We start from the raw sequence: 20,636 nt of genomic DNA on the forward strand, positions 1-20,636 counted from the left end.
AGTTACACCGGGCACACCACCGGCACGCCGCCGTCGTCGAGCACGCGTGCGCGGATGCCGTAGACCTCCTCCAGAAGGTCGGGCTGCAGCACCGCGTGCGGTGTGTCGTGGGCGACCACGCGGCCAGCCTTGACCACGAGCAGCTCGTCGCAGTAGCGGGCGGCCAGATTCAAGTCGTGGATGGCTACGAGGGCCAGCAGGTTCGAGCCGTGCACCTCTTCGCAAACGATCTGCAGCAGTTCCACTTGGTGGCGCAGGTCGAGGGCGGAAGTGGGCTCGTCGAGAAGCATGATGTCGGGCTCGCGCACGAGCATCTGCGCCATGGCGACGAGCTGACGCTGCCCGCCGGACATGTCGGACACGAGACGGTCCGCGAGGTGCCCGATGCCCAGCCGCTCCATCACGGCCGCACTGCGGTCTAGCGGATTCCACGTCGCGTCCCCGCGGCGGCGGGCAGACACCATGATGGATTCAAACGCTGTCAGCGACGCGCTGCTGAGCAGATCCTGGGGGACGTAGCCGACGGCTTGCACCTTCTGCTTGCCGACGAGCTCCGCGCCATCGACGCTGAGCGTCACCGACCCCTCAGCGGGTTCCTTGATCCCTGCGATGGTTTTCACCAACGTAGACTTGCCGGCCGCGTTCGGCCCGATGAGGCCGACGACTTTTCCTGGCTCGAGGGGGCCGAACGACAGCGAGTGCAAAATGGTGGTCCGGCCGTAGGAAACGGTGAGGTTTTCGGCGCGAATTGCCATGGTTTACGCACTCCTTCGGCGGGCCCGGGTGAAGATGAGGAAGACGAAGAACGGTACGCCGACCAGCGAGGTGATGATGCCGATCGGGATCGCCACACCGGGGATGATGGACAGGGACACCGCGTAGGCCATGCTCAGCAGCATGGCTCCCGCGGCTGCGGCGGCGGGGAGGAAGAACTTCTGGTCCTCGCCGACCAGTATCCGCGCGATGTGGGGGCCGACGAGCCCGATGAACCCGATAATGCCGGTGAACGCCACAGAGGCGGCTGCGAGGAACGACGCGACCAGCAGGGTAGACAGCCGCAGGCGCTTGACGTCGATGCCAAGGGCGGCCGCGCGGTCGTCGCCGAGGCGCAACGCGGTGAGCCGCCAGACGTTGGCGATGCAGAACGGCACCGCGGCCGCCAGCACGACGGCCAGGATGATGTTGGCAGTCCAGTTCGCGCGTTGCATGGAACCCATGGTCCAGAAGACGATCTGCTGGAGGGCCTCCACGTTGGCGCCGTACTGCAGCAGCGACAGCAGGGCCTGGAAGAAGAAGGACAGCGCGATGCCGAGCAGGATCATCGATTCCGCGGTGGCGCCACGCCACACTGACGCGCCGGCGACGATGCCCACCGCGATGAGCGCGGCCAGCGCGGCCATGAGCGCGAGGTTGAATTGCGGGTTGGCAATGAGCGTCCAGCCCATGACGATGGACACGGCCGCGCCGAACGCGGCGGCGGCCGAGATCCCGAGCGTGAATGGCTCGGCCAGCGGGTTGTCCAAAATGGTCTGCATTTGCCCGCCGGCCAGGCCGAGGGCCGCGCCGCACAGCACCGCCATGACGGCCGCCGGGAGGCGCAGATTCCGGATCACCACGCGGGTCTCTTCGTCCACCTGCTCCGGGCGGAACACTGCGTTCACAACATCGGCGACCGAGATGTCGAGCGGGCCGACGATGACCGCGATGAGAAAGCTTGCGGCAGCCGCGGCGGTGAGCCCGACGATCGCGAACGCCTTCTTGCGCCCACGCCGGCGGTAGCTGTCGATTGCGGCTTGGCGAGCATCCACAGCCACTCCAGCTTCCGCGGATACCTTGGTTGTCATGGTCTAGTTTTCCTCCGGGTTGGCCGGGTCGATGAAGAACGCGCCGCTGTACTCAAAGGGCAGCCATTCCTTGTGAAAGTCCTTGAAGTCCTGGGTGGGGTTGAGGTCTGCGAACTGCTCCGGGTGGATCCACTTCGCAAACGCTTCGAGCGCGAACACGTTGTAGGGGTTGTCGTAGAACTGGTGGTAGACCGCGAAGTAGTTGCCGTTCTTGGTTGCGTCGAGCTGATCCATGCCAGCTTGGCTGAGCGGGCCGTCGCAGGTCTGTAACGCCAGCTCTGGGCTGGACTGGTACCCCAGCTCCACGTGGCGGATGGCGTCCGTGCGGTTCGGGTCGCGCGCCCACTCGCCGCCGGTGACGATGAGCTTGTCCGGGTTGAGCTCGATGAGCTTTTCCGCCGTGATGGTCGTGCTGTCCGCACCGAGTACCTCGGGGCCGAGGTTGTGCCCACCGGCGGCGGTGACCAGCGTGCCCAGGTTGGAATCGCCCGCGACGGCGCAGCAGTCGTTGAATCCGGCGGCCATCCAGATGAGCACGCCGGGCCGGTCGGCGGTTTCGGCGACCCGGTCGGTGATCTCCTTGACCTTGGCGTTGTAGAACTCGTTGTACTTCTCGGCGCGCTCGCTTTGCCCCAGCAGGTCGCCCAAGAGCTGCATGGAAACGGTGGTGTTTTCCAGCGGCTTCTGGCGGAAGTCGATGAATGCGTACTTCAGTCCTGCGGCGTCCATATCGGAGAGGAACCCGCTTTCCTCCACCGCCTTCTTCTGGTCCAGCGTCATGATCACCACGTCCGGCTTCTGCGCCAGCAGGTTCTCCACCGTGACGTCACCCTTTTGGATCATGCCGATGGTGGGCATGTCCTTGGCCTCGGGCTGCAGCTCGAAGAGTTTGTCGCGGAACGCGCCTGCGGCCTTTTCCAAGTCCTGGCCGTACGCCACGACGTTGTGCAGCGGCTCGTCCTGCAGCAGGGCAGTGGCGTAGGCGGCGCGCCCCTCCGCCAGCACGATGCGCTCCGGCAGCTCGTTGAACTGCAGCGTGCGCCCAGCGGCGTCGGTTACGGTGACTGCACCTTCTGCGGTCCGCGCCTGAGAGGTCCCGGACTGCGCGGACGCCGTTTCGGAGGTGCCCGCGTGTGTCGTGTCGGCTTCGCTGCCGTTGTCAGCGCACGCGGTCAGTCCAAGCGCGGTTGCAACCGCGACGCCGAAGACGCCTATGCGGTGTGAAAGCTTCACCACTTTCCCCTTTATTCATCGTGTTAGCCTGAGCTAAGTTATAGGAACGACTGGGAATGTAAGGTAAGCCTAAGCTGCAGTCAAGAAGGGGTTGCGGTGGGGGTGGAGGGACCACGTCGCACGCAGCGCGTATCGGCCGAAGGGTGGCCCCGGTTTTTGGGTACGATGGCGTCACTTTCGCGTCCCGCGCTCGCGGACGTCCATGCGGACGCCGACGCGGACGCCGACACAATAGGAGGAAACCATGACCACTCCAGAGAATGATCCCCGCAACCAGGTTGCGCAGGAGCCACCGTTCGACCCGGAGTACGACCAAGCGCCGCCCGTCAACGAGCAGGCCCCGCAAGGCGACGGGCAGGAAATGCTCGGCGCGACCGGCGACGCCCAGGACGGCAACCTGGAAAAAGACCCGTCCGACTGGGTCTCCGGGGACGACCCTGCCACCGAGGCGCAGAAGTCCTACATTGACTCGCTGGCCAAGCAGGCGGGGGAACAGATCCCTGCGAACTTGACCAAGGCCCAGGCCTCCGAGCACATCGACCGGCTGAAAAAGCTCACCGGCAACTAAGCACTCCGCCGGCTAGGCGCTCTTGCCGCGCTTGTCCAACGACGCCTTCAGCGCGGCCATGAGGTCGACCACGTTGTCGTCGTCTGCATCGTCGTCATCCGGTTGCTCGCCGAAGGTGGCGTCGGTGTCGAGCGTGTCGCCCTCTTCGAATTTGGCGTCGATGAGTTTGCGAAGCTCCGCCTGGTAGTCGTCCTCGAACTCTTCCGGTGTGAAGTCGGAGGCGTAGGACTCCACCAGTTGCTTCGACAGCTTCAGCTCCTTTTCGCCGATCTTCGCCCGGGACTTTGTGCCCTTGAACTCGCCGGCGAAGTCGAGCTCCCGCACCTCGTCGGCCCACATCAGCCCCTGCAGCACGATGACCTTGTTTACTACGCGAAGCACCCCCAACCGGGTCTTTTGCCGCAGCGCAAAGCGCACCACCGCGATCAGGTCCGAATCCTGCAGTGTCTGTCGCAGCAGCAGGTACGACTTCGGTGTCTTGCCTTCCGGTGCGAGGTAGTAGGACTTTTCCAGCATGAGCGGATCAATCTGGTCCGCGGGCACGAACTGCACGACCTCAATTTCGTCGTTGTCCGCCTCGGGCAGGGAGTCGAAGTCGTCGTCGGTGAGCACGACTGTGTCGCCGTCCTCCTCGAAGGCCTTGGCGATGTGCTTGTACTCCACTTTTTCTCCGCACACCTCGCAGCGCCGCTCGTAGCGGATGCGTCCACCGTCCTTGTCGTGGACTTGGTGGAACGACAGGTCGTGGTCCTCGGTGGCCCCGTAGGCCTTCACGGGGACGTTGACGAGGCCGAAGGTGACAGAGCCGGACCAAGTTGCGCGCATGGGCCACACTCTACGCACGCATCTACAGTGGGACCATGGCGAACGACCAGAAGGTCCGCGTCGGCGGCCGCGAGCTCACAGTGAGCAACCTCGACAAGGTGCTTTACCCGGCGACGGGCATGACCAAGGCCGACGTGATGCGGTACTACCAGGCCGTCGCCGACCCGCTAGTCGCGCAGGTGTGGCGGCGGCCGGTGACCCGGAAGCGGTGGCCCGAAGGCGTCGAGAAGCAAAGCTTCTTCCGCAAAGACCTCGAAGATTCCGCGCCCGAGTGGATAGCCACCGGCACCATCCAGCACACCACGAGCGTCAACGCGTACCCGCTTATCGACGGCTCCGCCACCCTCGCCTGGCTGGCCCAAGTCGCCGCCCTAGAGCTGCACACCCCGCAGTGGCGCTTCGGCGAGGACGGGGCACCCCGCAACCCGGACCGGCTGGTGCTGGACCTCGACCCCGGGCCTGGCGTAGAGCTGCGCGACACCGCCGAGGTAGCACTGTGGTGCCGCGAGATCCTCGAGGACATGGGACTGACCTGCGTCCCGGTGACGTCCGGGTCCAAGGGCATTCACCTCTACGCGGGCCTAGACGGGGCAAGCGAGGCAGACGCCGTGTCCAAGGTGGCAAAGACGCTGGCGCAGCATCTTGAGCGCACCCACCCAGACCGGGTGACCGCCGACATGTCGAAAGCGCGGCGCAAAGGGAAAGTCTTTTTGGACTGGAGCCAAAACAACGGGAAGAAGACCACCATCTGCCCGTACTCGCTGCGGGGGCGGCAGCGGCCCACCGTCGCCGCGCCCCGGAGGTGGGACGAAATTGAAGACCCGCAGGTGCGCCAACTCGAGTTCGAGGAGGTCATGGAACGGGTCGCGGACGGGCTCGATCCGATGGCGGACCTCGGTACCCACCGGGACGACAAGCTGGCCACGTACCGCTCCATGCGCGACAAGCGTAAGACCGGCGAGCCGGTGCCCGACGCCGCGCCGCAGCCACGCGAGGGCGAACCCATCTTCGTCATCGGAGAGCACGACGCCTCGCACCTGCACTGGGATTTCCGGCTGGAGCACGACGGCGTGCTCGTCTCCTGGGCCGTGCCGAAGGGTCCGCCGCTGGAGCCCGACAAGAACCGCCTCGCCGTGCAGACCGAGGACCACCCGATTGAGTACGCCGAATTCGAAGGCACCATCCCGAAGGGCCAGTACGGCGCCGGCACGGTGAAAATCTGGGACATCGGCACGTGCGAGGTTGAAAAGTGGCGCGCAAACGAGATCATCGTCGTGCTGCACGGCCGCGGCGATGGGGGCCTGGGCGGCATCCCGCGCCGCTACGCGCTCATTCGCACCGAAGGAAAGAACTGGCTGCTCAAGCTCATGCGCGACCAGCCTTTGCCCGCGCGCCCGCTTGCTCCCATGCTTCCCACCATGGCCACACGCGGCGACATCACGCTCGGCCAACACGAGGGCGCCACGTTCGCGTTCGAAATGAAGTGGGACGGCTACCGGATCCTCGCGGACGTCGGCCGCAACGTCCGCCTAGTCAGCCGCGGCGGCAAGGACTACACCCACCTCTTCCCGCACGCGAGCGAGCTTACGCAGATGCTTGCCGACGGCGGCTGCGTCGACGGCGAACTGGTCGCCCTCGGGCCCGACGGACGGCCCGACTTCTCGCTGCTGCATAAGGCCGACCGCAACGGCGCGCGAGCGCACCTGCGGTACATGGTCTTCGATCTCCTCCGCCTGGGGGACCGCGACCTGACCGCGGAGCCGTGGTCCACCCGGCGCGAGCTGCTGGACCAAATGGGCGACACCGAGCACGTGGTGATCCCGCCCGCGTACACCGGCAGCTTCGACCACGCGTGGCGCGCCGCCGAAGAGCTGGGGCTGGAGGGAGTGGTGGCCAAACGCACCGACTCGGCGTACGCGCCGGGGGAGCGCAGCAGCGCGTGGTTGAAGATCAAACGGGCACTGCACCAAGAGGTGGTGGTTGTCGGCGTGCGCACGGGCAAGCGCGACATCGCATCCCTGCTCGTCGCGGTGCCCGACGACGAAGGCGAGCTGCGCTACGCCGGCCGCGTGGGCACGGGCTTTTCCAACGCGCAGCTCGCCGACATCGGGGCGAAGCTGCGCCGCATCCAGCGCGCGACGCCGCCAGTGGACGTGCCCGCCGAGGATGCGCGCGACGCATGGTGGGTCACGCCGAAGTACGTGGCGGAAGTGCGGCTCGCAGGGGCCACCGCGGAGAAAAAAGTGCGCCAGGCCTCGTGGCGAGGCTGGCGCGAGGAGAAAGATCCCAGCGAGGTGCGCTGGGAGGTCTAGCTGCTAATCCTCCAGTGTTGGATCTTCCGCCTCGTCGCGCTCGGAGACGTTGTACTCCAGCTGCGCCTCCTCGGTGGAGTTCTCCGCCTCCTCGCCGTAGCCGAGTGCGGAGCCGGTGTCCTGCGCAAACTGGTCGTCGTCGTGGTCGACCGGCTTGTTCGTGCTGCCCTGGGTGGTGTAGCCGGGCTTCGCGGGGTCGTTCTGCATGGGTCGCTTCCTTTCGTCGATAGCGTATTGCCACGATGGTACGCCCAAAGCCGGGTACGCTCGATCCGGTGTCGCCCGAGAACATTCTGCTGCGCTTGCCCGAAGCCCAGGAGCAGACTGTCCGGGAGATCTACGCGGCGCTCGCTCAGCGGGGCTTCCCGCCCCAGCACCAGCGCCCGCACATCTCCGTCACCTTCGCCCCGGCAATGCACCGCCGCGCGATTGCGGCGGCCGCGGACCTTCTGCCGCCGCTGTTGCCCGCCACCCTGCGCCGGTCGGGCGTGGTCGTCTTTGGCACGAAGTCCAAACAGACGGTGGCCTGGTTGCTCGAGGTGCCGGAGGACCTTGAGCGGGCTGCGCGCGCCGTCAGCGCATCCAACCCGGAAGGGCGCGGGGAGCGCTGGGTCCCGCACGTAACCATGGGCCTGCGGCTGCCCAAGGCGGTTGTGCCGGACTATATCGCGGCACTTGCGGAGGTCACGTCCCCGCACCTGACCGAGCTCATGGCCGCCTCGGCGGCGTTCTACCAGCCGAGCTTGGGCACCGAGTTGGTGCTTTAAACGGCTCGGTCGTGCAGGGGCGAAGCGGCGTCGAGAGGCAGCTGCGACCCTGTGCGGAGCGGGCGGTCGGAGGCCGCGACGACGACGTTGCCGTAGCCGCGGCCGGCGAATATCGCGGCGGTGTGCGAAAACACCTGTTGCAGCCCGGCGAGCTCGGCGCGGCTGCGCGGTAGACCTTCGCGGTCCCCGATGTTGGCCACGAACAACCCGCCGGGGGACAGCGCCCGGTGCGCGGCGCGGAAGAATTCCACGGTGGTGAGCGGGCGGGGCGTGTCCGGGCCCGCGAAGACGTCGCGGACAATCACGTCCACAGAACCGGGCGCAAGCGCGTGCGTGAACGCGCGGGCTTCGGCCACGGCGATCTCCACCGGTGGGTCGAAGGTGTCGCGCACGAGGCGCGCCAGCCCACGGTCCAACTCCACGGCGATGTTGTGGCTGCCCCACCGGTGGTGGACGTAGCTCGGCAGCGCGCACCCGGCCGCGCCCAGGTGCACCGCGGTGAACGGCTGCGCCAGCTCAGCGGCCGCGATGAACTCTGCGATCCACTGCATGTACTCGTACTCCAGCACCTCGGGCGCGCCGGGCACCACGTAGGAGGACGGCACCCGGTTCACCTCAAGCACGAACGCTCCGTCGCGGTCGGGGTCCGCGACGATGGCCGCGGTGCCGGTGTCGATGGAGTAGGTGCCCTCGATGCGCCGTTTCGGGGCGCGGGGTTTCCGGGTGCGGGACACGGTGAACCCTTAGTCGCTCCAGGACTTCGTCTTGGCAAAGAAGCAGGCCGCGACGGCGCCCGCCGCAATCACGGCGCTGGGCAGCCAGATCGAATTGCTCATCGCCTGGGCGAAGGGCTCGTGCAGCGGGGCGGGTAGCACGCCGGTGGTCTGACCGGCGGTGGCCATCTCACCGGCATCGCCGCCGAGCTTTGCGGCCAGCTGGGACGACATCATCGCAGCGATGGCCGCCGAGCCGATCACGGCGCCGATCTGGCGGGTGGTGTTGTACACGCTCGAGCCCGCGCCGGCGAGCCGCGGGTCCAGGTTGCGTGTGGCAATCATGGAAAGCGGGCCCCACATCATAGAGTTGGCCACGCCGTAGAGGGCCGAGACGGCGTACATCCACTGCGGGTCCACATCCGGAGTGGTGATCAACGCGGAAGCGGCCATGGATACCGCCGCGAGCGTGAGCCCGGCAATGGCGAAGGGCTTCGGGTCATGCGTGTTGGTCAGCTTGCCAATGTACGGGGAGAGGAACCCGGAGATCAGGCCAGACGGCAGCACGAGCAGCGCAGCTTTGGTGGGGGAGAAGCCCTGCACCGTCTGCACGTAGATCATCCACGGGATGATGTAGGTGGAAATAGCAAACCCCACGGTGGAAATGGTGGCGCCGGCGAGCGAGAAGTTGCGGTCATAGAACAGGGCCACCGGCACGAGCGCACGGTCGCCCTGCCGCGATTGCCAGCGGAAGAACAACGCCATGGTGACGGCGCCGACCACCAGCAGGGCCCACACGCGCCAATCCCAGCCGAAATGCTGCGCCTCCTGGATGCCGAAGACGAGGCAGAACATGCTCACCGAGCTCAGAACAACACCAACCCAGTCGAAGTGGCGGTTCGTCTTCTCCAAACGCGGCACATAGATCCAGGCCAAGATCAGGCCGAGGACACCGACGGGCACGTTGACAAAGAAGATCCAGGGCCACCCGGAGGCGTCGACAAGCACGCCGCCCAACAGCGGGCCGGTGACCGTGGCGAGGCCGGCAGTGGCACCCCAGACACCCATGGCGCCGCCGCGCTCCTTCGGGGAGAACGTGCGGATCATCACCGACATCGTCTGCGGGGTGACCATCGCCCCGCCCAGCCCCTGGAAGGCACGCGCGGTAATGAGCGCGGTGGAGGAGCTGGCCAGGCCGCACGCGAGCGACGAAGCGGTAAAGAGGGCCAACCCGATGAGGTAGATCGTGCGGGGGCCGAAGCGGTCACCGAGGCGCCCTGTGATCAGCAGAGGCACCGCGTACGCCAAGAGGTAGGCGGAGTTGACCCAGATAACCTCGTTGTACGAGGCGCCCAGCCCCTCAGAAATGGCGGGGATGGCCACCGAGACGATGGTGGAATCCACCAAAATCATGAAAAAGCCCAGCATCATCGACCAGAGGGCTGGCCACGGCGAGCGCGTTGAAGTTTGCTGCACCGGGGAAATGATACTGCGCTTCAACGACAGTGCTAGGGAGGGGCTATTACGGGAGCAATGCCTGGATCTGTGGCGGCAGCATGTCGCGGAACAGGGGCAGCGCCGCGAGCCCGACGGCACCGAGGACCGCCAGCGCGCTGACCACGAACGCCAGCGCGCTGGCAAGGCCGCCCGCCGCGCCCCCTGCCGCACCTCCTGCCGTGTTGGTCTCGCTCGCGGCGTCTTCTGCCGCAAGCCTCTGGGCGGTCTCCGGGTCCAGCACCGTGACCTCGATGTCCTGGCGGACCTGATCCACGTCGATGTCGTACAGCTCATCCAGGCCTTTCACGTTGAACTGCGTAGACATATAACGGCTGTTGTCGCCGGTATTCCACTGGGAGATGACGACGTCCATGTTGTCCAGGTGCGAGCCGGGCACGATGTAACCGCCGTATGGCTGGGACCAGTTCATCGGGGTCTGCGGGTCCGCCCACGGCCCGTTCTTCGCGATTGTGGCGACAGAAACCTGCTCCCAATCGGTCTCCAGTTTGTCGGAGATCCGCACCTCCACCGCCTCGGTGGCCAGGTTAAACATCACCAGCACCCAGTGGCCGTCAATGTAGCGCAAGTTGAGCTCGCCGGCCTTGACCTTCTCAGCCAGGATCGGCTCGGCGTCGGTGCCCCAGCCCTGCGAGCTGTAGCTCTCCCAGTTGCCTGGCGTGGCAATGTGTTCAGGTTTGAAGCGGAACATGTACACGGGCGAGTCGCGCCCGAACTTGGTGGACACGGCATAGACGTAGCCGTCCGGGCCCTTGTCCCAGCTGAGCAGCTGCGTCATCCCGTTGTGGTCGTTGCCCGGAATGCGACCGATTGCCTTCCACGTCTTGCCCTGGTCGTAGGACCGCCACACCTGGGCTGAGGTCACGGTGCCGAATGGTTCGTGCCACGTGCCGTGCATGTAGAGCACCCCGTCGATATTGATCACGTCGGAGGGGATTAGTGTTTTGCTATTCACCCGGTCGTAGGACATCATGCTGTTGACCTGCGAGGTGCCATCGATCGGCCGGTCCACGGTGAGAAAGCCGTCGTCGCTCATCGAAGCCACCACGCCGACCGGGCTCATCCATCCGTCGCCGAAGTCGCCGCGGAACGAGTCCCCGAAGATCATCGCGAACTCGCCGTCGTTGTTGATCGGCGCCATGGCGCCGAGGTCGCCCGAGCGGAAGCCGGTGTGCGCGGAGTACGGACCGAGGACATCGTCCATGATCTGGACGGTGACGCCGTTTGACAGCCGCACTGGGTCGGACGCGTGCTTTGACGGCGGTTCCTCTGGCACCCAGGGTGTTGCCGCGGCCTTTGTCGCTGGCGTACCCACAGACGACAGGGGCCAGGGGCTCGGATCCGTTTGCGCGTGCGCCGCAGGAACAGAGGCCGCGGTAAGCATAAGTGCGCCGGCGATGCCAGCGCCAACGGGCGAAGATGGAATGGATGGGGTGCGCATGGCGGTCGCCTTCGAGGTCAGTAGTGGTGCGGCAGGTGCAAGCCAGCGAGCACTGTAGCACCTGCCACATGGCGTGACCGGCAATAGGAAAGGCCCGGGAACGGGGCATCGTTCCCGGGCCGAAAGCGAATCGCAGGTGTTACACGCCGTCAGTCTCGTGCGGGTCGTTGTCCGCGTCAGCCTTCGTTTCGTGGCGGGTGCCCGGCTCGTGCTCCGGCGGGGCGTAGATGGAATACAGCTTCGCTGGCGCGTCGGACTCGTTGACAAAGTTGTGCCACTTGCCGGCCGGCACGAACGCCGCCCAGTCCGCGGTGATGACCTCGTCGACGTCCAGCTCGTCCTCGGACGGGCCGATCTTCGCGCGCAGCTCGCCTTCTTCCAGGCGGAGGAACTGGTCGTGGTCGTCGTGGATTTCGGCGCCGATCTCGCCGCCGGCCGGAATAGTCATCACGGTCAGCTGCAGGTTCTTGCCGGTCCACAGCGTGTCGCGGAACGCCTCGTTGTCGAGCGTCGCGCGCTCAATGTCCACTACGTACGGGTTCGGTCCGTTGTCAGCCATAACGCCTCCTCGGTCGATGGGGTTGGTCCACCACCGAGCCTAGGGGCTTTTGCTTATCGACGGTGGCGTCCGCCCCGCTTCCGCCCCCGATGCTTCCGCCTGAGCTGCACCTTTTCAACCTCGGTGAGGTAACCCCCGTCGGCGTGCTGCGCCGCCACCGGCGTCAGTGCGGGCCGCTGCAGCGGTTCCGCCAGCTCGTCGACACGGCCGAACATCTCGGTCGGCGCACCCAGCGCCTCCGGGCGCCCGTTGCCGTGCAGCGACACGTAGCGGGCGGTGTGCCGCGGCTTGACCTCGTCGTCCGGGTCGGTGGCAAAGTCGCGCTCGACCGTCACACCCCAGTCCCCGCTGGGGAACTCGATGAGCTGCCACGGCTCCGAGCGGCGCGCGGGCGCCACGGCTAACGCGGGGACTCGTTCGGTGCCCTCGTCCGGGCCGGCAGCGTCCAAGGCGGCCATGCCGTTCAAAATGACTGCGCGGGCCCACAGACCACCCGGTGCGATCCCGTCGAACCAGGAGCGGGCTGCAACAGCGTCGTCCCCGGCTATCGCGCCCAGGACGCGCCCGCCGAGGGTGGCCAGCGTAGCGCCGTCGAGAGGCACGAGCCCCACAAACCACTGGCCGGGGGAGCATGCCTCGAGCTCGGCGGCGCTGAACTCGCCCACTGAGGTGTCCAGGACCAGCATGTCCCCGGGGCGCAGCACGGCAGCCGCTTCGGGGGCGTTGTTGCGGGGAACGGCGAGCTGCGGCTCGGGCAAGACCACGCGGACGTCGAAGCGCTCGGCTTCGCGGTCCAGTTGCACCGCCGCTACGGTGGTCGGCTGCAGAAACGAGGAGTGGACGCGCTCAACGTCGGGGAAGTGGGAGCGCCACTCGGGTGCGATCTCACCGAGCACCGGGCCAGGCAGGTCGCCGGTGCCGCCGCGGCGCACGCGCCACGAGCGGTTCAGGGGGTTGGCCTCCAGCACCACGTCGACGTAGATGGTGCCCCGCAGCCCGGCGAGATCCGCGAAAAGGGCGGCCTGCGAGACGTGGTCCACGGGGACTTCCACGCCGGCGCCCCACGTGGACGGAGCGAGGGGATACTGCTTGGCTGCCATAGGGCGAATTGTAAGCAGCTGCTAACGCAGCTTCTTCACCAGCTGCACTACGCCGAGGACGATGAAGCCCACGATCAACCCCACAATCATGGAGATTCCCGTCTCCACCATCCAGCCGAGCGCGCCGCCACCGACGGCCTCCTGGCCCTTGGCAATGATTTCGTGCGGCCAGTGCCAGCCCACAACCTCGTCCAGTCCCCTCACGATGAGGTGGCCGCCGACCCACAGCATGGCGATGGTGCCGATGACGCCGATGGCGCTGAGCACGTAGGGCATCGCTTTCACCAAGCCCCTGCCCAGCTTGGGCGCGTTGCCGCGCTCAATCATGCCGCGGCCGATGTCGTCGATCTTCACCAGCAGCGCCACGGCGCCGTACACCGCGACGGTGAGGAAGATGCCCACCGCGATCAGCACCGCGGCCTCCATCCAGACGGGCTGATCTTTGACCTCGTCGAGCGCGATGATCATGATTTCCGCAGACAGGATCAGGTCGGTGCGGATCGCGCTGTTGACCAGGTTGTCCTCGTCCTGCTCGGACTTGTTCGCGGCCTGTTCCGCTTGCTCGTCGCTATCCGAGGACAGCTTGTGCACGATCTTCTCCGCGCCCTCAAAGACGAGGTAGGTGCCGCCCAGCATGAGGATGGGGGTCAGCGCCCACGGCGCAAACGCGTTAAGCAGCAGCGCGATGGGGAGGATGAAGACGAGCTTGTTACGCAGCGACCCTTTGGTGATGCGCCAGATCATCGGCAGTTCGCGCGACGGGGTGACGCCTGAGACGTATTGCGGGGTCACCGCGGCGTCGTCAATGACCACGCCGGCGGCCTTCGAAGAAGTTTTTGCGGTCATGCCGGCGATGTCGTCAACGCTCGCGGCGGCTTGGCGGGCGATGAGGGCGACGTCGTCGAGTAGCGCGAGTAGGCCACCGGCCATGGGTTCTCCTCGTGGGTTTGATACAAGAGTAACTCAGTCAGTATACGGAACTTGCCGGATGCGTCTTGCCCGCGCCGATTGAGGTGTGCCTAACTTTTGCTAGGGTCCATCGCATGCAGACATCTCAGGCCAACGTGACAACGACCCGCCCTGAGCGATACGGCAAGCAGCTCGCCTCCCACTTCAGCAGGAAGGTTGAGGCAGAATGGAACGATGCCGACCGCGAGGGGGCCATCAACTTCCAGGCGCACGACGGGATCGAGGGCGCCCGGTGCACCCTCTCTGCCGGAGAGGGCGTGCTGCACATGCGTATCGACGGCACCAGCGACGCGGTCGAGCGATTTGAGCGTGTCGTCGGTTCGCACCTCGTGCGCTTCGGTGCCCGAGACGGGCTTGTGGTGCAGTGGCAGCGCGACAACGGACCGGGGCAATCCTTCACAGCCTCCGAGCCGGACACGCCCAGCCGATGATGTAGCATCTTCCGTGCACAACTGAACCACCCGCGGGTGCTGCCACAGAACACAGAGTGGTGGCTGAGATGCCGGAACGTTTCGGCGAACCGTTGAACCTGATCCGGGTAATGCCGGCGATAGGAAGGAATGAGCACATGACTGTGCCCGCAAACACCGCGCCGAAGAACAACTCTTGGCGCGTGATCGATATCGTCACCGCGGCCGTCCTCGGCGTGGCCTGCGGCCTGCTGTTCTGGGTATGGAACAGCATCGGTTACGCCGGCTTCAAAGCGCTGGATACCCTGACGCCTGGCCTGGGCGGTCTGGCTGTGGGCATTTGGCTCATTGGTGGCGTGTTGGGCGGGTTGATCATCCGCAAACCGGGTGCCGCCATCTTCGTCGAGGTTGTCGCCGCGTCCGTGTCGGCGCTCATTGGCAGTCAGTGGGGCATTGAGACCCTCTATTCCGGCCTGGCGCAGGGGCTCGGCGCGGAGCTCGTCTTTCTCATCTTCGCGTACCGACGGTTCAACCTGCCGGTGGCCGCGCTTGCCGGTATAGGCGCCGGCATCGGTGCGTTCATCCTGGAGCTGTTCACCTCCGCGAACCTGGCCATGAGCCTGCAGTTCAACCTGATTTACCTCACCTGCCTGATCATCTCCGGCGCGATTCTCGCCGGGGTGGTGGGGTATTACCTGGTCAAAGCGCTCGCCCAGACCGGCGCGCTGGACCGCTTCGGCGCGGGCCGCGAGCGCTTCAGCTCAACTGCGTAGATGGCCCTGGCTATCCGCGCGAGGGATCTCGCGTACCAGCACGCGACACGCCCCCAGCCCGCGTTCCAGCACGTTGACCTCGACGTCGAGCGCGGCGAGCGGGTCCTCATCACAGGCGAATCGGGCTCCGGCAAGTCCACACTGCTCGCGGTGATTGCGCAGCTTGTCGACGACTCGGAGGACGGCAGCCGCTCCGGATCACTCGACGTCGACGGCACAGTGGGCATGGTCCTGCAGGACCCGGAGGCGCAAACCATCCTGTCCCGGGTGGGCGACGACGTCGCGTTCGGCGCTGAAAATCTCGGCGTTCCGTCCGAGGAGATTTGGCCCCGCGTGGAACGCGCTTTGGACGCGGTGGGGCTGGACGTGCCCTTGGACCAGCGGACAGCACACCTTTCCGGCGGGCAGAAGCAGCGTCTGGCGCTGGCCGGCGTCATTGCCATGGGGGCGGACATTCTCATCCTGGACGAGCCCACCGCCAACCTGGACCCGCGCGGCCGCGACGAGGTGATCGCGGCTGTCGACCGCGTGTGTACTAGCACGGGTGCCACCCTGATCGTGGTGGAGCACCGCCCGAAGCACTGGGCGGACGTGGTGGACACCTACTACCGCCTAGACTCCGCGGGCCTCGTGCGCATCACCGCCGAGGAATTGCCGGACCCTCCTGCGCTGCCGCCGGCGAAGGAGGCGCCCGCGGGCACACCCGCGGCTGTGGCCACGCACAACCTGCTCACCCGCTTCGGCCCGCCGCGGACGGTGCGCGCCCCGGAGGGATGCTCGACGGTCATCACCGGCGAGAACGGCTCCGGAAAAACCACACTCGTGCAGGTGCTCGCGGGCCTCACCCCGCCCGAACAAGGCCGCGTGGAGTACTCGGAGACCATCCGGCAAGGGCTGACAACGCCATCTATCGAGTGGTCTTCGGCCCACCTGGCCAGCCGCATCGGCTACGTCTTCCAGGAACCGGAGCACCAGTTCGTCACCCCCACGGTGCGCCAGGAGATGGCGCTGTCCGGCGCGCCGCAGGAACGCATCGACGACCTTCTGCGCCGCCTGCGACTCGCCCACCTGGTGGACGCGAACCCCTTCACGCTGTCGGGCGGGGAGAAACGGCGGCTTTCCGTGGCCACAGCGCTGGTGAACGCGCCGCAGCTGCTCATCCTGGACGAGCCCACCTTTGGCCAAGACGACCGCACGTTCGTCGAGCTGGTGGGCCTCATCCGCGAGCTGACCCAGCAGGGCGTGACCGTCATTTCGATCACCCACGACGAAGCGTTCATCGCCTCGCTCGGCGACCATGTCGAGCACGTCGTTGCCCGCGTAGACGCCGAGGGCGGTGACTGATGAACGTCTTGCGCGACATTAACCCCGTCACCCGCATCCTGGGCTTGGCGCTTTTGACCACGCCATTGATGTTCACCATCGACTGGGTCTCCGCGACCTTTGTCCTCGCCTTCACGCTGGTCATGGTTCCGTTGTGCGGGATGGGCTACGGGCGTTTCTTCAAGCGCGCGCTGCCAATCCTCATCGTCGCGCCCCTGGCGGGCATCCCGATGGCGCTCTACGGCCAGGCGGGTGGGGACACCTATTTCCAGTGGGGGCTGGTGCAGGTCACAGAGCTCTCGGTTTCCCTCGCCTGGGCGGTGATTCTGCGGGTGCTTGCCATCGCCCTGCCCGTGGTGGTGCTGTCCGCGGACGTCGACCCGACCGACCTCGGCGACGGCCTCGCCCAGGTCCTGCACCTGCCCGAGCGCTTCGTCATCGGCACCGTCGCGGCACTGCGCATGCTGACGCTGCTGCGCGACGACCTCGACGCCATGCGCCGCTCCCGCCGCGCCCGCGGCATCGCCGACCAGGGCAAGATCAGATACTGGTTCTCACTGTCGTTCGGCTTGCTGGTGATGTCGCTGCGCCGCGCCGGCAAGCTGGCCACCGCCATGGAGGCCCGCGGTTTCGGCGGCCCGCACAAGCGCACATGGGCGCGCACGTCGAGGCTCCACGCCCGCGATTGGGTCGTGATGGCCGTGTGCGTCCTCGTCGCCCTCGCCGCTCTCGCCCTCGCGTGGGCGACCGGTCACCTCCGCCCGGTGTGGGCGGTGCGATGACATACACACTGCTTATCGACGGTCCTTCGGGCGCCGGCAAAACCACCCTGGCCAACCAGATCGGCATGGCGCTCCGCATCCAGGTGGTGCATTTAGACGACTTCTACCCGGGCTGGGGCGGACTGGAAGACGGCGCGCGCATGGTCGCCGAGAACGTGCTCGACCCGGTGAACCCCGGGTACTGGCGCTGGGATTGGGAACGGCATGCGCGCTCCGAGTGGGTGCCGCTCGTGCCCGGCGCTGACCTCGTGGTTGAGGGCGTTGGGGCGATCACGGAGGCGTCGATAAGCGCGGCGAGAGCGCGCGGGGACGTGGATACGGTGCGGGTCACCGCGGCTGCGGAGACGCGCAAAGCCCGGGCCTTGGAACGGGACCCGGGCTACGCGCCGTGGTGGGACATGTGGGCGGAGCAAGAGCGGTTGCTGCCCACCATGCCGGTGGACGTGGTGGTTAGGAGGGTGTGACCTCCTCGGGCGAGTACACCGTGCGCACTCGCGAGCGCTCCGCGTCAGGGTCGGGAATCGGGATCGCCGACAGCAACGCCTTGGTGTACGGGTGTTGGGGGTTGTCAAAGACGTCGTCCGTGTCGCCAAACTCGACGAAGTCGCCCTTGTACATCACCGCGACCCGATCTGACAGGTGGCGCACGACCGACAGGTCGTGGGCGACGAAGATGTAGGAGAGGCCAAGTTCGCGCTTAAGCGAATCCAGCAGGTTGATCACACCTGCCTGGATGGAGACGTCCAGCGCAGATACCGGCTCATCCAGCACGATGACGGATGGGTGAGTGGCCAGGGCGCGGGCCAGGCCGATGCGCTGGCGCTGGCCGCCGGAAAAGTGGCCGGGGAAGCGGTCCAGCTGCTTCGCGTCAAGGCCGACGGTGCGCATGAGGTCGGAAATCCGCGCGTCTTTGTCGCCTTCGTAGCCGAGGGCGTCCAGCGGCTCCTGGATGATTTCCTTGACGGTCATGCGCGGGTTGAGCGAGCTCATCGGGTCCTGGAAGACCATCTGAATGTTCTTGCGGGCCGCGCGGCGCTGCGCAGCGCTCATGGACGACGCGTCTTGGCCGCAGATGACAATGCGGGAGTCCGCAGGCGGCTCGAGGTTCATGATCTCCAGCAGGGTGGTGGTCTTGCCGGAGCCGGACTCGCCGACGATCGCCATGCACTCGCCGGCGCGCACGTCAAACGAGATGTGGTTCACGGCCTGCACCGTGCCGATGCGGCGCTTGACCAGCGCGCCCTTTGTCAGGGGGAACTCGCGGTGCAAGTTCTCCACCTCGAGGGTGACTTCGCGGTCCTCGCGTGGAGTCCCCGCGTACTTGTTCTCCGGCAAGACAGGGGCGGGGAACAGCGGTTGGCCGTCAATCTTGCCGTCTTCGATCTCGTCGCGGCGGATGCAGGCAACGAGGTGGTCGTCGGTCCCGCTCTGGTCCGGGACCAGCGCGGGCTCCTTGGCCAAGCACTCGTCGATGGCGATGGGGCAGCGGTCGGCGAACTGGCACCGGTCCGCGACGTCGATGAGCATCGGCGGGTTGCCGTCGATGTATGTCAGCGGCTCGCTCGACGGCTGGTCCACGCGCGGCGTGGAGCCGAGCAGGCCTACCGAGTACGGCATCTTCGGGTTGCGGAACAGCTGGTGGACCTCGGCTCGCTCCACCGGGCGGCCGCCGTACATGACCAGCACATCGTCCGCGGTGCCGGCCACCACACCCATGTCGTGGGTGATCATGATGCAGGCTGCGCCGGTTTCGCGCTGCGCGGTCTTGATCACCTCGAGGATCTGGGCCTGGATGGTCACGTCCAGCGCGGTGGTCGGCTCGTCCGCAATGAGCACTTTCGGGTTGTTGGCGATGGCGATCGCGATGACCACGCGTTGGCGCATGCCGCCGGAGAACTCGTGGGGGAAGGAACGCAGCCGCTTCTTCGGCTCCGGGATGCCCACCAGGTCGAGCAGCTCCGCGGCGCGGTCCATCGCCTTCGACTTCGGAATGTTGTTGTGCGCCTGGATGGCCTCCACGAGCTGGGTGCCGATGTCGTAGACGGGCGTGAGGGCGGACAGCGGATCCTGGAAAATCATGCCGATGCCGTTGCCGCGGATCTTGGACATGTCGGCGTCGGACTTGCCCAGCAGCTCGGCGCCGTCGAACTGCACGGAGCCGGTGACCTTGGCGTACTCAGGCAGCAGGCCCATCACTGCGAGGGACGTGACAGACTTGCCCGAGCCGGATTCGCCCACGATGCCGAGCGTGCGGCCGGGGTAGAGGTCGAAATCGACGCCGCGCACGGCGCGGACCACGCCGGCCTCCGAGGGGAAGGAGACGTGGAGGTCGCGAACGGACAGCACCGGATCACCCGTCGGTGCAGGCGCGGCGCCGCCGAAGCCGGTGCCGCCGGGGTTGTGGATGCTGGTTGTCATGCTGCGGAGCCTCCGGAGTTCGAGTTCGGATCGAGCGCGTCACGCAGGCCGTCTGCGATGAACGCCATGGACACGGTAAGCAGTGTGAGGATCAGTGCCGGGAAGTAGAACTGCCACGGCGCCGTGATCAGGGTCGCGGTGCCGGTTTGCAGGAGCGTGCCCAGGGACACGTCCGGCAGTTTCACGCCCAGGCCGAGGAAGGACAGGGCGGTCTCGGACATGATGGTGGAGACGATGCCGAGCATGAGCTGGATGATCAGCAGCGAGGCCACATTGGGGATGACGTGGCGCACGATCGTCTGCGGGCGGGACACACCCATGAACTTCGCTGCGCGCACGTAGTCGTTCTCCCGGATGGACAGGGACAGCGACCAGATCACACGCGCCGAGTACATCCAGCCGAACGCGATAAGCACGACGGTCAACACCTTCCAATCGCCGCCGGAGCCGGAGACCAGCAGGGCGATGATGAGGAAGGTGGGCACGGCCAGCAGGAAGTGGATGACGGCCAAGACGACCTTTTCCACGCTGCCGCCGTAGAGCGCGGCGCCGGCGCCGACGATGGCGGAGATAATCGTCGTGGCGATCGACGCCGGGACCGCGATGGTCAAGGAACGCCCGAGGCCGTGCACAACCTGGGCAAACAAGTCGTTGCCGGAGTCGGTGGTGCCAAACCAGTGCTCCGAGGACGGGCCCGTGGACAAATTCATGAAGTCCGGCTCCTGGTAGTCCCAGGGGCTAAGGAATTTGCCGAAGAGCGCGAGCAGCACCAGAAGGAAGAAGATGACTAGGCCGGCCACCGCGGCCTTGTTGCGCATGAAGCGTCGGTAGTAGATGCGCGACTTGCGGGTCGCGCGCATAGTCTGCTGGTCCTCGACGCTGTTGCCGCGCTTCGGGCGTGCCGGTGGCGCGTCCTTTTCATCGCTCATCACGCCGTCGGCCTGGCGGCCGGTTTCGGAGATCGCTGCTATGTCGTTGACAGGCATGTTGGCGTGCATGCCCAAGCTGGTTGAGCTGTGCGCCCGCGGGTCTTTCAGCTTGCGGGATTCGCTGCGTGGGGAATTTGGTGCCATTGTGCTGTGCT

21 protein-coding genes and 1 riboswitch are annotated in these 20,636 nt (G+C 66.4%); of the genes, 8 read left to right on the forward strand and 13 right to left on the reverse strand.

The features are described 5' to 3' along the window. Positions 1 to 2 precede the first annotated feature (2 nt). The 3 genes from HF989_RS01055 to HF989_RS01065 are packed head-to-tail and all read right to left on the reverse strand — an operon-like array spanning position 3 to position 3,077. Positions 3 to 755: an ABC transporter ATP-binding protein gene (locus HF989_RS01055; RefSeq protein ID WP_168683512.1), complete on the reverse strand. Its 753-nt coding sequence runs from the start codon at positions 753 to 755 to the stop codon at positions 3 to 5. Positions 756 to 758: 3 nt separating this feature from the next. Further along, entirely contained in the window at positions 759 to 1,844 is a 1,086-nt protein-coding gene (locus tag HF989_RS01060; RefSeq protein WP_168683513.1) for a FecCD family ABC transporter permease, read from the reverse strand. A 3-nt stretch (positions 1,845 to 1,847) separates the two neighbouring features. Beyond that, positions 1,848 to 3,077 (reverse strand): ABC transporter substrate-binding protein, encoded by a 1,230-nt coding sequence (locus HF989_RS01065; RefSeq protein WP_168683514.1) that lies wholly within the window; start codon positions 3,075 to 3,077, stop codon positions 1,848 to 1,850. Between the two features lie 244 nt (positions 3,078 to 3,321). On the opposite strand from HF989_RS01065, the gene HF989_RS10920 reads away from it, so the two are divergent. Further along, a complete protein-coding gene (locus HF989_RS10920; RefSeq protein ID WP_168683515.1) occupies positions 3,322 to 3,645 on the forward strand; it encodes a DUF3072 domain-containing protein in 324 nt (107 codons plus the stop codon). 12 nt (positions 3,646 to 3,657) lie between these two features. Here the strand turns inward: HF989_RS10920 and ku are convergent, their stop codons facing one another. Next, complete coding sequence (gene ku / locus HF989_RS01075; RefSeq protein WP_168683516.1) at positions 3,658 to 4,470, reverse strand: non-homologous end joining protein Ku; 813 nt, start codon at positions 4,468 to 4,470, stop codon at positions 3,658 to 3,660. Positions 4,471 to 4,505: 35 nt separating this feature from the next. Here ku and HF989_RS01080 point away from each other — a divergent pair, with 35 nt between their 5' ends. Further along, positions 4,506 to 6,782: an ATP-dependent DNA ligase gene (locus HF989_RS01080; protein WP_168683517.1), complete on the forward strand. Its 2,277-nt coding sequence runs from the start codon at positions 4,506 to 4,508 to the stop codon at positions 6,780 to 6,782. Positions 6,783 to 6,785: 3 nt separating this feature from the next. Here HF989_RS01080 and HF989_RS01085 read toward each other — a convergent pair whose 3' ends face one another. Further along, a complete protein-coding gene (locus tag HF989_RS01085; protein ID WP_168683518.1) occupies positions 6,786 to 6,989 on the reverse strand; it encodes a hypothetical protein in 204 nt (67 codons plus the stop codon). 35 nt (positions 6,990 to 7,024) lie between these two features. On the opposite strand from HF989_RS01085, the gene HF989_RS01090 reads away from it, so the two are divergent. Then, positions 7,025 to 7,549: a 2'-5' RNA ligase gene (locus HF989_RS01090; RefSeq protein ID WP_168683519.1), complete on the forward strand. Its 525-nt coding sequence runs from the start codon at positions 7,025 to 7,027 to the stop codon at positions 7,547 to 7,549. On the opposite strand, the gene HF989_RS01095 is transcribed toward HF989_RS01090, so the two are convergent. From HF989_RS01095 to HF989_RS01120, 6 genes are all read right to left on the reverse strand, one after another. Continuing rightward, positions 7,546 to 8,283 carry a fused MFS/spermidine synthase gene (locus HF989_RS01095; RefSeq protein ID WP_168683520.1) on the reverse strand — a complete coding sequence of 246 codons (738 nt, stop codon included), beginning with the start codon at positions 8,281 to 8,283 and terminating at the stop codon, positions 7,546 to 7,548. The genes HF989_RS01090 and HF989_RS01095 overlap by 4 nt on opposite strands. 9 nt (positions 8,284 to 8,292) lie before the next feature. Then, entirely contained in the window at positions 8,293 to 9,738 is a 1,446-nt protein-coding gene (locus HF989_RS01100) for a DHA2 family efflux MFS transporter permease subunit (RefSeq protein WP_343033505.1), read from the reverse strand. Between the two features lie 46 nt (positions 9,739 to 9,784). After that, on the reverse strand, positions 9,785 to 11,218 hold the full coding sequence (locus tag HF989_RS01105) for a DUF4185 domain-containing protein (RefSeq protein ID WP_168683521.1): 1,434 nt from the start codon (positions 11,216 to 11,218) through the stop codon (positions 9,785 to 9,787). 139 nt (positions 11,219 to 11,357) lie between these two features. Beyond that, positions 11,358 to 11,777 carry a cupin domain-containing protein gene (locus HF989_RS01110; protein WP_168683522.1) on the reverse strand — a complete coding sequence of 140 codons (420 nt, stop codon included), beginning with the start codon at positions 11,775 to 11,777 and terminating at the stop codon, positions 11,358 to 11,360. 53 nt (positions 11,778 to 11,830) lie between these two features. After that, positions 11,831 to 12,877 (reverse strand): hypothetical protein, encoded by a 1,047-nt coding sequence (locus tag HF989_RS01115; RefSeq protein WP_168683523.1) that lies wholly within the window; start codon positions 12,875 to 12,877, stop codon positions 11,831 to 11,833. 21 nt (positions 12,878 to 12,898) lie between these two features. Then, a complete protein-coding gene (locus HF989_RS01120; protein WP_168683524.1) occupies positions 12,899 to 13,807 on the reverse strand; it encodes a DUF808 domain-containing protein in 909 nt (302 codons plus the stop codon). Between the two features lie 113 nt (positions 13,808 to 13,920). Between HF989_RS01120 and HF989_RS01125 the strand changes: the two genes are divergently transcribed. From HF989_RS01125 to HF989_RS01145, 5 genes are all read left to right on the forward strand, one after another. Next, entirely contained in the window at positions 13,921 to 14,277 is a 357-nt protein-coding gene (locus HF989_RS01125) for a DUF2218 domain-containing protein (RefSeq protein ID WP_168683525.1), read from the forward strand. Between the two features lie 22 nt (positions 14,278 to 14,299). Next, a riboswitch (TPP riboswitch) is annotated at positions 14,300 to 14,421 on the forward strand. Beyond that, complete coding sequence (locus tag HF989_RS01130) at positions 14,415 to 15,029, forward strand: ECF transporter S component (RefSeq protein WP_210728884.1); 615 nt, start codon at positions 14,415 to 14,417, stop codon at positions 15,027 to 15,029. It overlaps the preceding riboswitch by 7 nt. Further along, entirely contained in the window at positions 15,030 to 16,373 is a 1,344-nt protein-coding gene (locus HF989_RS01135; protein ID WP_168683527.1) for an ABC transporter ATP-binding protein, read from the forward strand. After that, on the forward strand, positions 16,373 to 17,134 hold the full coding sequence (locus HF989_RS01140; protein ID WP_168683528.1) for an energy-coupling factor transporter transmembrane component T family protein: 762 nt from the start codon (positions 16,373 to 16,375) through the stop codon (positions 17,132 to 17,134). The genes HF989_RS01135 and HF989_RS01140 overlap by 1 nt, the downstream gene beginning before the upstream one ends. Beyond that, entirely contained in the window at positions 17,131 to 17,598 is a 468-nt protein-coding gene (locus HF989_RS01145; protein ID WP_168683529.1) for a nucleoside/nucleotide kinase family protein, read from the forward strand. Before HF989_RS01140 ends, HF989_RS01145 begins: the two co-directional genes overlap by 4 nt. On the opposite strand, the gene HF989_RS01150 is transcribed toward HF989_RS01145, so the two are convergent. Then, positions 17,585 to 19,552: an ABC transporter ATP-binding protein gene (locus HF989_RS01150; RefSeq protein ID WP_168683530.1), complete on the reverse strand. Its 1,968-nt coding sequence runs from the start codon at positions 19,550 to 19,552 to the stop codon at positions 17,585 to 17,587. The genes HF989_RS01145 and HF989_RS01150 overlap by 14 nt on opposite strands. Continuing rightward, on the reverse strand, positions 19,549 to 20,625 hold the full coding sequence (locus HF989_RS01155; RefSeq protein ID WP_168683531.1) for an ABC transporter permease: 1,077 nt from the start codon (positions 20,623 to 20,625) through the stop codon (positions 19,549 to 19,551). The genes HF989_RS01150 and HF989_RS01155 overlap by 4 nt, the downstream gene beginning before the upstream one ends. Positions 20,626 to 20,636 lie beyond the last annotated feature (11 nt).

Origin of the sequence: Corynebacterium mucifaciens (assembly GCF_012396315.1) — a bacterium.
Taxonomy (GTDB): domain Bacteria; phylum Actinomycetota; class Actinomycetes; order Mycobacteriales; family Mycobacteriaceae; genus Corynebacterium; species Corynebacterium mucifaciens.

What these genes read in the sequence shown, in the direction of transcription:
- HF989_RS01055 (WP_168683512.1), bottom strand. Translation starts at nt 755, where the DNA reads ATGGCAATTCGCGCCGAAAACCTCACCGTTTCCTACGGCCGGACCACC.
- HF989_RS01060 (WP_168683513.1), bottom strand. Translation starts at nt 1,844, where the DNA reads ATGACAACCAAGGTATCCGCGGAAGCTGGAGTGGCTGTGGATGCTCGC.
- HF989_RS10920 (WP_168683515.1), top strand. Translation starts at nt 3,322, where the DNA reads ATGACCACTCCAGAGAATGATCCCCGCAACCAGGTTGCGCAGGAGCCA.
- ku (WP_168683516.1), bottom strand. Translation starts at nt 4,470, where the DNA reads ATGCGCGCAACTTGGTCCGGCTCTGTCACCTTCGGCCTCGTCAACGTC.
- HF989_RS01080 (WP_168683517.1), top strand. Translation starts at nt 4,506, where the DNA reads ATGGCGAACGACCAGAAGGTCCGCGTCGGCGGCCGCGAGCTCACAGTG.
- HF989_RS01085 (WP_168683518.1), bottom strand. Translation starts at nt 6,989, where the DNA reads ATGCAGAACGACCCCGCGAAGCCCGGCTACACCACCCAGGGCAGCACG.
- HF989_RS01090 (WP_168683519.1), top strand. Translation starts at nt 7,025, where the DNA reads ATGGTACGCCCAAAGCCGGGTACGCTCGATCCGGTGTCGCCCGAGAAC.
- HF989_RS01105 (WP_168683521.1), bottom strand. Translation starts at nt 11,218, where the DNA reads ATGCGCACCCCATCCATTCCATCTTCGCCCGTTGGCGCTGGCATCGCC.
- HF989_RS01110 (WP_168683522.1), bottom strand. Translation starts at nt 11,777, where the DNA reads ATGGCTGACAACGGACCGAACCCGTACGTAGTGGACATTGAGCGCGCG.
- HF989_RS01115 (WP_168683523.1), bottom strand. Translation starts at nt 12,877, where the DNA reads ATGGCAGCCAAGCAGTATCCCCTCGCTCCGTCCACGTGGGGCGCCGGC.
- HF989_RS01120 (WP_168683524.1), bottom strand. Translation starts at nt 13,807, where the DNA reads ATGGCCGGTGGCCTACTCGCGCTACTCGACGACGTCGCCCTCATCGCC.
- HF989_RS01125 (WP_168683525.1), top strand. Translation starts at nt 13,921, where the DNA reads ATGCAGACATCTCAGGCCAACGTGACAACGACCCGCCCTGAGCGATAC.
- HF989_RS01130 (WP_210728884.1), top strand. Translation starts at nt 14,415, where the DNA reads ATGACTGTGCCCGCAAACACCGCGCCGAAGAACAACTCTTGGCGCGTG.
- HF989_RS01135 (WP_168683527.1), top strand. Translation starts at nt 15,030, where the DNA reads ATGGCCCTGGCTATCCGCGCGAGGGATCTCGCGTACCAGCACGCGACA.
- HF989_RS01140 (WP_168683528.1), top strand. Translation starts at nt 16,373, where the DNA reads ATGAACGTCTTGCGCGACATTAACCCCGTCACCCGCATCCTGGGCTTG.
- HF989_RS01145 (WP_168683529.1), top strand. Translation starts at nt 17,131, where the DNA reads ATGACATACACACTGCTTATCGACGGTCCTTCGGGCGCCGGCAAAACC.
- HF989_RS01150 (WP_168683530.1), bottom strand. Translation starts at nt 19,552, where the DNA reads ATGACAACCAGCATCCACAACCCCGGCGGCACCGGCTTCGGCGGCGCC.
- HF989_RS01155 (WP_168683531.1), bottom strand. Translation starts at nt 20,625, where the DNA reads ATGGCACCAAATTCCCCACGCAGCGAATCCCGCAAGCTGAAAGACCCG.